Here is a 12,136-nt window from a genome sequence, read left to right as displayed (position 1 = left end):
CAGCGCAGTCGACTCAGGCCGTTCGATGCAGGGCGGTCGGATTCTCCTGAGGTGGCGGGTGGATCGGCCCCTGCAGATCCCGCAGTTCCAAACCGGAGGCATTGCGCAGGGTCTTGGTCATCTCGGCCAGGATCGACACTGCAGTCTCCTCCGGTGTCCTCGCGCCGAGATCCAACCCGATCGGTGAGTGCAGACGCCCCAACTCGACGTCGGTGACGCCTCGCTCCTTCAACAGCGCCACCCGACGCTCATGCGTCGCACGACTTCCCATCGCGCCGACGTACGCAGCCGGCGAACGCAGCGCGATCTCGAGCAGGGGGATGTCGAACTTCTCGTCGTGCGTGAGCACGGCCAGGACGGTTTTGTTGTCGATCGGTGCGGTTTCGAGGAACTTGTGTGGCCACATGACGACCAGATCGTGGGCGTCGGGGAAGCGCGCCCGTGTCGCGAAGACGGGCCGTGCGTCCACGACGGTCACGCGGTAACCCGCAAAGGCGCCCAACGTACACATCGATGCCGCGAAGTCGATGGCCCCGAACACGTACATCCGCGGTAGTGGCGCGAAGATCTCGACCAGCAGGTCGTGCTGCGAATCGATGAGAGTTCCCGCCGGCGCGACAAAAGCGACGGACTCACCGGTGTCCATCGTGCGCAGCAGGACGGAGACTTCTTCCTCCGTCGCATCCAGATCCCCGCTGCGTCGGCCCTGCTCGACGACCAGGTGCCGCGCGGGTGCACCCGGACGCACTTCGGTGACCACGACGACGGGCGCATCCGCCTCGATCCGTTCACAGACGTGACCGAAGTCGGCGAAACCGGCTCCGACGGCCTGGACGAACACTTCGATGGTTCCACCGCAGGTCAGACCTACTCCGATGGCGTCGTCGTCGGAGACGCTGAAGACCTCGACGCGGCTGGTGCCGTCGGCGAGAACCTCCTGGGCGATCTCGTACAGTGCACTCTCGATACACCCGCCCGAGACGCTGCCGACCACCTCGCCGGAGCGTGAGACGGCCATCGAAGCACCGGGCATGCGCGGTGAGGATCGCCAGGTACGGACAACCGTCGCCAGTGCAAAATCCTCGCCGCGGGCGTGCCACTGCGCCAGCTGAGTGGAAATGTCGCGCATCGCCTCGCCTCCCGCTTGCATTGCCGTCAGTAGAGATCGCCGTCCGTAGAGAGTTCACGGTATCGGCCCACCGCAATCCTGCCTGTCACACAATGCGCCTAAATCCGGGCCCTGCAGTTGTGCAATGTCGCCGTCGCATCACCTTGCGCTCTCGACCAGTGTTGTCACCGAGCCCAGCCGAAAGCAGGCCTGACCTTCATTCTTCCCCTCTCCGACGATCACTGCAGCGGTAATTCACGCAGATGGTGCGACGGATCGAGTGGGCGACGTTGCACACCACAGAACCGAGGTTTCTCCCATGGACCAATTGCTCAGCGGTATCAAAGTTCTCGACCTCACCCGCGCTCTCGCGGGCCCTCTGTGCACGTCGCTGCTCTCGGACTTCGGCGCCGACGTGGTCAAGGTCGAAACCCGTGGCTCCGGCGACAGTTCGCGTCAGTGGCCGCCGTTCGACGGCGATCGGAGCCTCTACTTCGCTTCCGTGAACCGCGGCAAACGGTCGATCGCCATCGACATGCGCAGTGACCGCGGGCGGAAACTGCTTCGCAGCCTGGCACTCGACGCAGACGTGCTGGTCGAGAACTTCCGTCCGGGAGTGCTGGCCGACATGGGGCTCGATCCCGACTCGCTCGAGCAGGAGAATCCGGGGCTCGTCGTGATGAGCATCAGTGGTTTCGGCCCGGTGGGCCCGGACCAGTTCGCGCCCGGACTCGATCAGGTGGCCCAGGGGATGTCCGGGCTGATGTCGGTCACCGGCGCCGGGGATCAGACTCCGATGAGAGTCGGTATCCCCATCATCGACACTGTCTCGGGCATCTATGCAGCGTTGGGGATCACGGCGGCGCTGGCCTCTCGCGGTCGCGACGGTCGAGGGCACCGCGTGCAGACCTCGCTGCTGGAATCCGCGATCTCGATCATGACCTTCCAGGCGCAGGACTACCTGAGCACCGGACGCGTTGCGACGCCGAACGGCAATACGCACCCGACGATCACGCCGTACGGCGCTTTCGACACCGCAGACTTCCCGATCAACATCGCCACCGGCTCGGACAAGCACTGGATCGCGCTGTGCTCGGTACTCGGTGACCCCGACCTCGCCTTCCGTGCCGAATATGCCACGGGTAAAGAACGTTTGGCGCACCGAGACCAACTGACCAAAGAACTCGAGGACCTACTGACCACCAAGGGCGCGGCGCAGTGGATCACCGAGATACGCGGTGCCGGAATTCCCTGCGGCCCGATCCATTCGATCGATCAGGTGTTCTCCGACCCACAGGTCGAGGCATTGCAGATGGTCGCGCAGACGCACAGCGCCGACGGGACGTCGATTCCCGTTGTCCGCGGGCCGTTCTGGGTGGACGGCAAGACGCTTCCCGTCAGGAATGCACCACCCATGACACTCGGCGGTGACGCCGACGCCGTCCTCGCCGACTTCGGGCTGCGTCCGGAGGAGATCGAAGACCTTCGCGCGCATTCGGTGATCTGACCGCACACTAGTAACAGAGCAGACGCTCTGTTACTGTGCGTTCATGCCTCGGCCACGCGTCCACGATCTCGACACGCTGCTCGACGCTGCCGAAAAACTTGCCGCCACTGCCGGGCCGAGTGCTGTCACGGTCAGGGCTGTCTCTGACGCCACCGGCGTGTCCAACGGGGCGATCTACCACGCATTCGGCTCTCGCAGTGGACTGGTCGGTAGCGCGTGGCTGCGTGCTGCGCGACGATTTCTCGCGCTTCAACAATCGAGAGTGGACGACGCTCTCGCGGACCCGTCGCCGACTTCGGCGGTTTCCGCCGTCGTCGCAGCCGCCGAAGTTCCGGCCGTCTTCGCGCTCGACTACCCACAATCCGCGTTGCTGCTGTTGACGATCCAGCGCGACGAACTGCTCGGCACCGACGTCCCTGCCGACATCGCCGAGCAACTCACACAACTCGACCGGTCTCTGGTCGAGTTGTTCATCCGGTTGTCGACCGCGCTCTGGGGCCGCAAGGACGGCAGAGCCGTCGAGGCAATCGAGGCCTGTGTTGTCGGCCTGCCTACCGGATTACTCATTCATCCCGCCAAACGCGCCGACGGTTGGCGAGTCCCCGACGCCGCAGCACGCGCGCGGTTGGATGCCGCCGTTCGAGCGGTTCTGCATCTCGACCCACCACTGCCCAAGCCACGCAACAGGAAAGGCCAATCATGACCGCAACTCTGCGCTTCGAAGACAAGATCGCCGTTCTCGATCTCGGTGAGGACGAGAATCGATTCTCGCCGGATTGGCTCGATTCCGTCGACAAGCTACTCGACCAGGCTTTAAGCGAAGGCGCACATGCCCTGGTCACCACGGCGACGGGCAAGTTCTACTCCAACGGACTCGACCTCGACTGGCTGGGCGCGAACGGCGACAAGGCGAAGTGGTATGTGCAGCAAGTGCAGTCACTGTTCGCTCGGATGCTGACGTTCCCCATGCCGACCGTCGCTGCGATCAACGGTCACGCCTTCGGAGCGGGCGCAATGCTCGGTATCGCGCACGATTACCGCGTCATGCGCGATGATCGCGGCTACTACTGCTTCCCGGAGGTGGACATCAACATCCCCTTCACCGAAGGAATGGCAGCTCTCATCCAGGCCAAACTCAGCCCGGCGTCGGCAATCGTCGCCATGACCACGGGGCGGCGATACGGCGGAAGTGACGCATTCGCAGCCGGTTTGGTGGACTTCACCGCATCCGTCGACGCTTTGACCGCCAAGGCCATCGAAATGGTTGCACCGATCGGCCCGAAGAATGCGGGCACACTGGAGGCAATCAAGTCGACGATGTTCGCTTCAGTGGTCACCGCTCTGAACACCGACGGCTAGAAGCGACGGACTGTGTTCTCGCAGAGCCGCTTCCAGATCGTCGGCAACACTCTCGGGATCGCGGCCTTCGGTGCTCAGAACCACGTCGACTCCACTGAGCGTCGGCATCGAACCGGCCAGCAGTTGTGATGCCTCCACCAACTCGTCCAACCCGGCCCAGCCGGCCGGTTCACGCTCGATGATTCTGGTACGCAATGTATCCGGATCGGCCTCGAGGCGCGCCAGCAGGTGCCCCTCGGCGCCGGTCGCGGCCAGCAGGGCGCGCCCGTAGTCGTCGTCTTCGACGGTCGCCGTGAGGAACAGGAGTCCGTACCCCGCTTCCCGGTAGGACGCGCACAGCATCCCGACGTGTGCGATTGCCCGTTCGGTCCCCAGCGGCGGATAGCACCGCTCGAGTTCGTCCACCTCGATCATCGCGTTACTCACCCCGGCCTCGCCGAGTCGATCGTGAATCGCGGTCAGCACGGAACTCTTCCCCGCGCCCGGCGGGCCTGTCAGCAGTAGTACGAACACGTCCTCCACTATTCCAGAGCCTTGTGCAGGCGCGGGGCGACGAGAAAGCTGAAGAAGACAGCTTGACGTGTACTACAGCCCTGATCGGAGCACAGCGATGACCACCACGATCACCGAAATCGCGCCGGACATCTACCGACTGTCGACGTTTGTGGACGAAGCGAACCTCACGATGAACCAGTTTCTCGTCGACGGCGAGGAACCCCTGCTCTTCCACACCGGGCAGCGAGCGTTGTTCACCTCGGCTTCCGACGCACTCTCGACGTTGATCGACATCGACCGCCTGAAATGGATCACGTTCGGTCACGTCGAGGCCGACGAGTGCGGATCCATGAACTCCTGGCTTGCGGCAGCCCCCGAAGCGCAAGTGGCCCACGGCGCGATGGGGTGCTTCGTTCAGGTCAACGACCTCGCCGATCGGGCGCCACTTCCCTTGCAGGACGGCGATGTACTCGAAACCGGGAGCCGTCGAGTTCGGCACATCGACACCCCACACGTCCCGCACGGTTGGGACGCGGGTCTGATGTTCGAGGAGACGACGTCCACGCTGTTCTGCGGAGATCTCTTCACCGCGTTCGGGCACCACCCTGCGACCACCGAGCACGAAATCGTCGGTCCCGCTTTGGAAGCCGAGGACTTGGGCCACGCCACCTGCCTCACCCCGGATCTCGAACCCACGATCCGTGCCCTGGCCGACCTCGAGCCGCGAATTCTGGCCACCATGCACGCACCGACGTACTACGGCGACTGCGTCACCACGCTTCACGATCTGGCCGACTCGTACGCAATACGTTTCGCGGCCGAAACCGAAAGATGGGAATCAGACTAGAGCCTGCACGTTCGACGTTATTCGCGCTGCCACGGACAGCGCAACGTGCTCGCGGAACGGTCTCGCCACCACCTGCACCCCGATCGGTAACCCGTTGGGGGAGAGCCCTACCGGAACCACGACCGACGGGAGGCCGAGCACACTGATCGCCCGGCAACTCGCGAGCGCGTCCATCCATGTGAGTTCGCGACCGCCCACCTCGAAGCTCTCCACACCGAGCGGCGGAGCGAGCACCGACGCAACCGGCAGAAGCAGAACGTCGCCCATTTCGCCGAGGAATTCGCTGATCAACACCGCGCGATCCGCCCACAGCGCTTCCACCTCGGTGGAGCTCCGATCATGGCCTGCCGCAAGCATGGCGGTGATGTCCGCGTCGAAAGAGTGCGCTGAACCTTCGGTGAGAGCGTGGATGTCCGCGTGAGTCTCGACCGATCGCAACGCACCGAAAAGCGCGTTGGCCCGCGGCAGAGCCAGACCGTCGTACTCGCTCGCGTTCAGACTGTTCGCCACCGAGCGAACCGCCGTCAGTATTTCTTCGTCGACAGGCATGGTTCCCTCGCCGGGGGCCCAGCGGATGTCGAGGTCGTCGACGTCGACCGAATCAGGCTCGCTCCACGAGAAATGCGGCATCGACAGGACGCGCAACGCAAGCGCCGCATCACCGAGGTTGCGGGCCAGTGGGCCGACGGTCTGGATCGTGCCGTGCATCGTTGCAGGGTTGGCGAGTACCCGTCCATCCGAAAGCACGCCTGGATACTGACCTTCCGGATCGACACGTCCGAGTGTCGGACGAACGGAAGTGAGGCCGGTGCAGTGGGCGGGCCAACGCACCGAACCACCAAAATCCGTACCGAGTCCGAGCACGCTCATTGCGGCAGCAACCGACGCGGACTCGCCGCCACTCGATCCGCCGGGCGAGCGGACGACGCCGTCCGGTCGCACCGGACTGGCCGTGGTTCCGAACAGTTCGTTTCGAGTCAGGCCGCACGCGCCGAATTCCGGGGTGTTGGTCTTACCGATCAGAATCGCACCGGCAGCCTTGAATGCCGCGACGGCCGGGGCGTCGACGGTCGGGACGTTGTCCGCCAGAGTGCGAGAACCGGCAGTGGTGCGCACGCCGGCAGTGGCGATCAGGTCCTTGACCGTGAACGGAACCCCGGCAAGGGGGCCGAGTGTCTCACCGAGAAGGCGTCGTTCGTCCAGGGCGTCCGCGGCCGCCTGGGCCTCCTCGGCGCACACGGTGACCAGTGCGTTGAGTTCGCCATTGCATTCGTCGACCCGTGCGAGATGGTCTTCGACGACGGTCCGCGCCGACGCCTGACCCGACCGCACGGCTTCGGCGATGGATCGCGCATCGCGGCCCACCCAACTCTCACGACTCATCGCACGCCTCTCCTTGCCAGTACCCTCTGCCGAGCGTAAGGACAACGAGCAAGCCGAGAAACGACCACAATGCACATACCGACGGCTCCGGCGATGTGAGGTTTTGCCACAACGTCTGCAGCCCCGAGGGATCGGTCAGGTGCCGGTATCTACAAACCCTGCCTGATGAATGCAGCAAGCTTCTCGATCTGCTGCTCGTTTCGTTTGTAGTGCCTCCACTGGCCGATTCGTGTGGTGGTCACCAGATCCGCAGCCTGGAGTGCGGCCATGTACTGCGACGCCGTCGATTGCGACACCTTCGCCCTCGCCTGAATGTGCTTGAGGCACACTCCGACCTCCTCGGCAGGCTCGAGCTGAGGTGGAAAGCTTCCCGGGTCTTTCAACCACTGCAGGATTTGCACACGCATCGGGTTGGCCAGCGCCTTGAAGGCCGTTTCCCACTCGGTTGCTGTGTCTTCCATGCTCGTCAGCATACCGCTAGATCGCGAAATGCCGATATGTGTGGTTCACTCCCTATATCGCAACATCGCGATATACCAATGGGAGGCTGAAATGGTGCAGCACGACAAAGTGGCACTCGTGGTCGGAGCCCGAGGCGTGATCGGTGGGAACTTGATCGATCACCTCGAGTCGACCGGAGAATGGAAGAAGATCATCGGACTCTCGCGGCGAGGCGGTACGGATACCGACCGGGTCGAACACATCGCAGTCGACCTGCTCGATCCTTCACAGACCGCGACAGCATTGAGCGGGCTGGACGGCGTCACCCACGTCTTCTACGCCGCTTATCAAGACCGCCCGACGTGGGCCGAGCTGGTTCCGCCCAACTTGGCGATGCTGGTCAACACTCTCGATGCCATCGAACCCGTTGCGGGCGGACTCGAGCACGTCAGCCTGATGCAGGGCTACAAGGTTTACGGGGCACATCTCGGACCGTTCAAAACTCCGGCCCGCGAGAGCGATCCCCCGCACATGCCACCCGAGTTCAACGTCGACCAACAGCAGTTCCTCGAACGCAGGCAGCGCGGCAAGGCATGGACGTGGTCGGCGATCAGACCCTCCGTCGTCTCCGGATTCGCATTGGGTAACCCGATGAACCTCGCGATGGTCATCGCCGTCTACGCAACCATCTCGAAGAGATTGGGTGTCCCACTCCGATTCCCCGGCAAACCCGGCGCGTACACCAGCTTGATCGAGATGACCGACGCCGGACTCCTCGCCGAAGCGACGGTCTGGGCCGCTACCAACCCCGAGTGCGCAAATCAGGCATTCAACATCAACAACGGCGACCTGTTTCGCTGGCAGGAGATGTGGCCGAAGATCGCCGCATTCTTCGACATGGACGTCGCGCCTCCGCTCCCGATGTCCCTCGATGTCGCCATGGCAGACAAGGAGTCGGTCTGGGATGAACTCGTCGAGGAGCATCAGCTTGCTCGGACCCCGTATTCCGATGTCTCGTCCTGGGGGTTCGGTGACTTCGTATTCGGATGGGACTACGACTTTTTCGCCGACGGATCCAAAGCTCGGCGGTTCGGATTCCATCGCCACGTCGACACCGAAGCGATGTTCCTGGACATCTTCGCCAATCTGCAGGCTCGGAAGATAATCCCCTGACTACGAACATCGTCACTTCGGATACTCTTGTCGGGATCAGAAACTCGCGTCGAGCATCGTTATTCGACTGAGGTGCCCTCGGCCCTCATGGAGGTTCCTTCCGTCTCTGGCGCCGAAAAGACTTCGAACCAATCGTTTCGGGCGCCGGCTATTGCATTCGACAACGCATTCTCAGAGGCTCGTTGCCCGCTCACTGCGGGCGAACTCACGGCGACGCTCGCGTCGGACCTTCTGCTCGACGGGATCTGCCACCGGTGCTGACATCTGCAGCTTCTGCGTGTACGGGTGCGCCGGCCGGTCTGAGACCTGCTCCGCGTCACCTACTTCGACTATCTCACCGTTGAGCATCACCGCAATTCGGTGACTGACTGCGCGAACGACAGCGAGATCGTGAGTGATGAACAGGTAGGCAATCCCCTTTTCTTCCTGAATCTCGACGAGCAAATCCAAGACCTTTGCCTGGGTCGACAAGTCCAGCGCACTGGTGGGTTCGTCGCAGATCAGCACGCTCGGAGACAGGGCGAGTGCACGTGCGATTGCGATTCGCTGCCGCTGTCCACCGGAGAACTCGCGGGCGGTACGGGCGCCCGCGTCTGCCGGAAGATGCACCTGGTCCAGCAACGACCGCACCATTTCCCGGCCTGCCTTCTGCCCGCTCGCAAGCAAAGGTTCAGCGAGGATGTCCTCGATTGTCATCGACGGGTTGAGCGACGAATAGGGGTTCTGGAACACCACCTGGATGGAATTGGCGATGGATCGTCGATCCTTGCGGCCCAAACGGCTGATGTCTCGGCTGCCCATGTGGATGGTTCCACCACTGACCGGAGCCAGTCCCAGGATCGCGCGGCCCAGAGTTGTCTTCCCTGAACCGGATTCACCGACCAATCCGACCGTCTCGCCCGCATGTAGGTCGAGTGAGACGTTCTTGATCACGTGAGCTTCCGGCGATCGGAAAGTTCGACCCGGGTAGCGGACATCGAGATCCCTGATCGACAACAACGGGGTAGTTACGGTCGAGTCGCTCACGGCGCCACCTCGACTGACGTGGCCTCGAACGGGATCCGACTGGCGAACCGGTCAGGCATGGAGTCCAACAGCATTCGGGTGTATTCGTGCTCCGGTTCAGCGAACAATGTACGTACGTCACTGCTTTCCACTATGCGACCCTCCTTCATCACGCTCACACGATCACAAATATCTGCCACGACCCCGAAATTGTGCGTCACCAGAAGAACTCCGAAATCGCGCTCGTTCTGCAGATCACGAAGAAGGTCGAGGACGTCGGCTTGAACGGTGACATCCAGTGCCGTTGTCGGCTCGTCCGCCACGATGAGCTCGGGTTCACCGGCGAGGGCACCGGCGATCAGCACACGTTGAGCCATACCACCGGAGATCTGGTGCGGATACAGATCGAACATCCGACGTGGATCGTTGATTCCCACGCGTGCAAGGAGATCGAGCAACCGTGCGTGCGCATCGTGTTTGCTGATGTCGGCGACAGCACGCAGGCCGTAGGTGAGTTGTTGCCCAACCGTGAAGGTGGGGTCCAGGTTGGTCATGGGCTCTTGCGGGATGTACGCGATACGCCGGCCACGCGCCTTCTTCATCGCATTCGAATCATTGAGAATGTCCTGCCCACGGAAGAACACGGATCCACCGACCACTGCGGCTTCCGGAGGAAGGATACCCAGAATCGAGTAGGCGATCTGAGACTTTCCCGAGCCCGATTCACCTACCAGACCGTGTATTTCGCCGCTCCTCACCTCGAGATCGACTCCGTGAACCACAACACCGACCGTCTCACTCGACGAGGGGTACCCCAGTTCGAGTCCCTGGATCCGCAGCAGGACGTCGGACTTCGGCTTCGTGTCGGTAGGGAGCGCGGTTGACCGCTCACGGGTGCCCTCGCGCTCGGCCCGGATCGCTTTCACCTTCGACGCCGACAGAGCTGGATGGCGGGTGCCCGACGTTTCGAGTGTGTCGCGCAGTGTATTTCCGAGGATCACCAACGAGAGTGTGGTTGCACCGATGAGCAGGGCCGGCCAGACGACGGCGGTGCCGTTGTTGTAGATGTTCGCGAACGCTTCGTTGAGCATTCCACCCCAAGACGGTGTGTTGCTGTCTCCCAATCCGAGGAACTCCAGCCCCGCCTGAACCGAGATACCTGTCGCCAGAACGAATGAGCTCTGCACGATCAGTGGCCCACGGATCGAACGCAGGACATGCCGCGAAATTATCCTCCCGTCGGACAAGCCCGCGACTCTGGCGGCGTCGACGTACAACTCACTTCGGATACTCAGGACAAGGGAGCGGACCAGTCGGAAGAAGTTGGGGGCAATGAGCACGCCCAGAATCGCCATGGAGACAGTGATGTTCGGCCCCACGACGGTGTAGAGCGAGATGAGAAGAATGAGTCCCGGAAATGCCAGCACGATGTTCGAAACCCAGTCGAGAACATCGTCGATCCGACCACCCCAGTAGCCTGCCACCAGGCCCGCCACGATGCCGATGCCAGCCGAGACGGCGAGAACCACAAGGCATGCCATCAAAGTGCCGGTCGTTGCGTACATCAAGCGGGAGAGAATGTCTCGACCCGAGCGGTCACCACCGAGCAGGAATTCCGTGTCGAACGGTGCCGCATTCGTCAGTTCGAGTTTGGCGAGATTGGGGTCGAACGGGGCAAGCAAGGGTGCGGCAACCCCGAAGATCACGATGGCGATGAAGACAACAAGCGAGCCCGCCGCCATCGGGTTCTTCAGAAGCCGTCGCCAAACCGACTTGTTTGTCGGCGCCGTCGATGCCGGACCGGCCGACATGATCGAGTCAGTGCTCACGAAATCCTCACCTTCGGGTTGATCCAGCCGTTGAGCAGATCGGCGCAGACATTGACGACGATGACCACCAGCACGCTGAAAACGACACAACCCATGACGGCAGGAAGATCGCCGGTGATCGCCGCAGTCTGCGTCAACTGCCCCACGCCGGGCAAAACAAAGATTCTTTCGATTAGGACCGCTCCACCAACAAGTCCGATGGTCTGGAGAGAGAGAACTGTCAGTCCCGGACTGGCCGCATTTCGCAGTGCATGGCGAAGAACGATCGCCCGCTCGGATACGCCGCGCGAGCGAAGCGTGCGGATGTAATCCTGCGAGAGAGTGTCGATGAGGGCGCCGCGAAACTGTTGCGCCGAACCTGCCACCAGGCCGACGAGTATCGCGGTCACGGGGAGCACCAGTGATGCAGCCCATTCGCCTGCATTCTCCTCGATCGGCACGTAACCGGTCGCAGGGAAGAGCGGGATCGCAATGGCGAAAGCAAAGACAAGAGCGATCGCAACGAGGAAGTTCGGGAGCGCGAGACCGCCGATCGAAAGGAACTGCAGGCCTTTGTCGACCCACCCGCCGAACACCGCCGCACAAACGCCGACGACAACGCTCAGGACCGCAGTCAGCAAGATAGCGAGCACGACCAGCGAGATCGTCACCGGTATACGCGTCGTCAACATGCTGCTGACGCTCTCGCCGGTGGCGAAGCTGGCACCGAGGTCCCCGGACAGCAAACCTTTGAGCCATTCCAGATATTGAAGTACCACCGGACGATCGAGACCGAGTTGAGCCACGCGTGCGGCAACTTGTTCATCGGTTGCGGTCTCGCCCAGAGACTGACGCACACTGGCAGCTCCGTTGGAGAACACCATCATGAAGGTCAAAGCTGTTACTGCCAAGAAGAGTACGAGAGCGAAAAACAGTTTCCGCCCAAGGAAGTTCAACATATGGTGCCTCGGAATTCGTGATTTCGGAGTGCGGTCTGCCCAGCGTGATGC

12 protein-coding genes are annotated in these 12,136 nt (G+C 62.4%); 5 read left to right on the top strand and 7 right to left on the bottom strand.

Translation table 11 applies throughout. The features are described 5' to 3' along the window. Positions 1–13: 13 nt before the first annotated feature. Positions 14–1,129 (bottom strand): XdhC family protein, encoded by a 1,116-nt coding sequence (locus tag ACFWAD_RS03335; protein ID WP_378541354.1) that lies wholly within the window; start codon positions 1,127–1,129, stop codon positions 14–16. A gap of 298 nt (positions 1,130–1,427) precedes the next feature. On the opposite strand from ACFWAD_RS03335, the gene ACFWAD_RS03330 reads away from it, so the two are divergent. From ACFWAD_RS03330 to ACFWAD_RS03320, 3 genes are read left to right on the top strand one after another with little or no spacing between them, the layout of a single operon-like run. After that, a complete protein-coding gene (locus ACFWAD_RS03330) occupies positions 1,428–2,615 on the top strand; it encodes a CaiB/BaiF CoA transferase family protein (RefSeq protein WP_378541352.1) in 1,188 nt (395 codons plus the stop codon). Between the two features lie 43 nt (positions 2,616–2,658). Next, positions 2,659–3,318: a TetR/AcrR family transcriptional regulator gene (locus ACFWAD_RS03325; RefSeq protein ID WP_003946066.1), complete on the top strand. Its 660-nt coding sequence runs from the start codon at positions 2,659–2,661 to the stop codon at positions 3,316–3,318. After that, complete coding sequence (locus ACFWAD_RS03320; protein ID WP_378541350.1) at positions 3,315–3,974, top strand: enoyl-CoA hydratase-related protein; 660 nt, start codon at positions 3,315–3,317, stop codon at positions 3,972–3,974. Before ACFWAD_RS03325 ends, ACFWAD_RS03320 begins: the two co-directional genes overlap by 4 nt. On the opposite strand, the gene ACFWAD_RS03315 is transcribed toward ACFWAD_RS03320, so the two are convergent. Beyond that, positions 3,942–4,487 (bottom strand): hypothetical protein, encoded by a 546-nt coding sequence (locus ACFWAD_RS03315; RefSeq protein WP_378541348.1) that lies wholly within the window; start codon positions 4,485–4,487, stop codon positions 3,942–3,944. The two genes, ACFWAD_RS03320 and ACFWAD_RS03315, sit on opposite strands and share 33 nt — an antisense overlap. Before the next feature lie 97 nt (positions 4,488–4,584). Between ACFWAD_RS03315 and ACFWAD_RS03310 the strand changes: the two genes are divergently transcribed. Next, positions 4,585–5,316: an MBL fold metallo-hydrolase gene (locus ACFWAD_RS03310; RefSeq protein WP_378541346.1), complete on the top strand. Its 732-nt coding sequence runs from the start codon at positions 4,585–4,587 to the stop codon at positions 5,314–5,316. Here the strand turns inward: ACFWAD_RS03310 and ACFWAD_RS03305 are convergent. Together ACFWAD_RS03305 and ACFWAD_RS03300 are read right to left on the bottom strand one after the other, a co-directional pair. After that, positions 5,308–6,699: an amidase gene (locus ACFWAD_RS03305; RefSeq protein ID WP_378541344.1), complete on the bottom strand. Its 1,392-nt coding sequence runs from the start codon at positions 6,697–6,699 to the stop codon at positions 5,308–5,310. The genes ACFWAD_RS03310 and ACFWAD_RS03305 overlap by 9 nt on opposite strands. Before the next feature lie 149 nt (positions 6,700–6,848). Next, positions 6,849–7,160: a helix-turn-helix transcriptional regulator gene (locus ACFWAD_RS03300; RefSeq protein WP_230817715.1), complete on the bottom strand. Its 312-nt coding sequence runs from the start codon at positions 7,158–7,160 to the stop codon at positions 6,849–6,851. A gap of 91 nt (positions 7,161–7,251) precedes the next feature. On the opposite strand from ACFWAD_RS03300, the gene ACFWAD_RS03295 reads away from it, so the two are divergent. After that, positions 7,252–8,313 carry an SDR family oxidoreductase gene (locus tag ACFWAD_RS03295; RefSeq protein ID WP_378541342.1) on the top strand — a complete coding sequence of 354 codons (1,062 nt, stop codon included), beginning with the start codon at positions 7,252–7,254 and terminating at the stop codon, positions 8,311–8,313. Positions 8,314–8,484: 171 nt separating this feature from the next. Here the strand turns inward: ACFWAD_RS03295 and ACFWAD_RS03290 are convergent, their stop codons facing one another. Genes ACFWAD_RS03290 through ACFWAD_RS03280 form a run of 3 tightly spaced genes read right to left on the bottom strand, consistent with a single transcriptional unit; the run spans position 8,485 to position 12,085 of the window. Next, the gene (locus ACFWAD_RS03290) at positions 8,485–9,339 is read right to left on the bottom strand and encodes an ATP-binding cassette domain-containing protein (RefSeq protein WP_378541340.1); all 855 of its coding nucleotides are present in this window, start codon (positions 9,337–9,339) and stop codon (positions 8,485–8,487) included. After that, positions 9,336–11,147 carry a dipeptide/oligopeptide/nickel ABC transporter permease/ATP-binding protein gene (locus tag ACFWAD_RS03285; protein ID WP_378541338.1) on the bottom strand — a complete coding sequence of 604 codons (1,812 nt, stop codon included), beginning with the start codon at positions 11,145–11,147 and terminating at the stop codon, positions 9,336–9,338. Before ACFWAD_RS03285 ends, ACFWAD_RS03290 begins: the two co-directional genes overlap by 4 nt. Next, positions 11,144–12,085 carry an ABC transporter permease gene (locus ACFWAD_RS03280; protein ID WP_166810063.1) on the bottom strand — a complete coding sequence of 314 codons (942 nt, stop codon included), beginning with the start codon at positions 12,083–12,085 and terminating at the stop codon, positions 11,144–11,146. Before ACFWAD_RS03280 ends, ACFWAD_RS03285 begins: the two co-directional genes overlap by 4 nt. Between the last annotated feature and the right edge of the window lie 51 nt (positions 12,086–12,136).

It is taken from the genome of Rhodococcus sp. NPDC059969 (assembly GCF_042738325.1).
Classification (GTDB): Bacteria; Actinomycetota; Actinomycetes; order Mycobacteriales; family Mycobacteriaceae; genus Rhodococcus_F.
The sequence above is the reverse complement of the archived record's forward strand: the minus strand, read 5'-3'. Positions and strand labels throughout refer to the sequence as shown.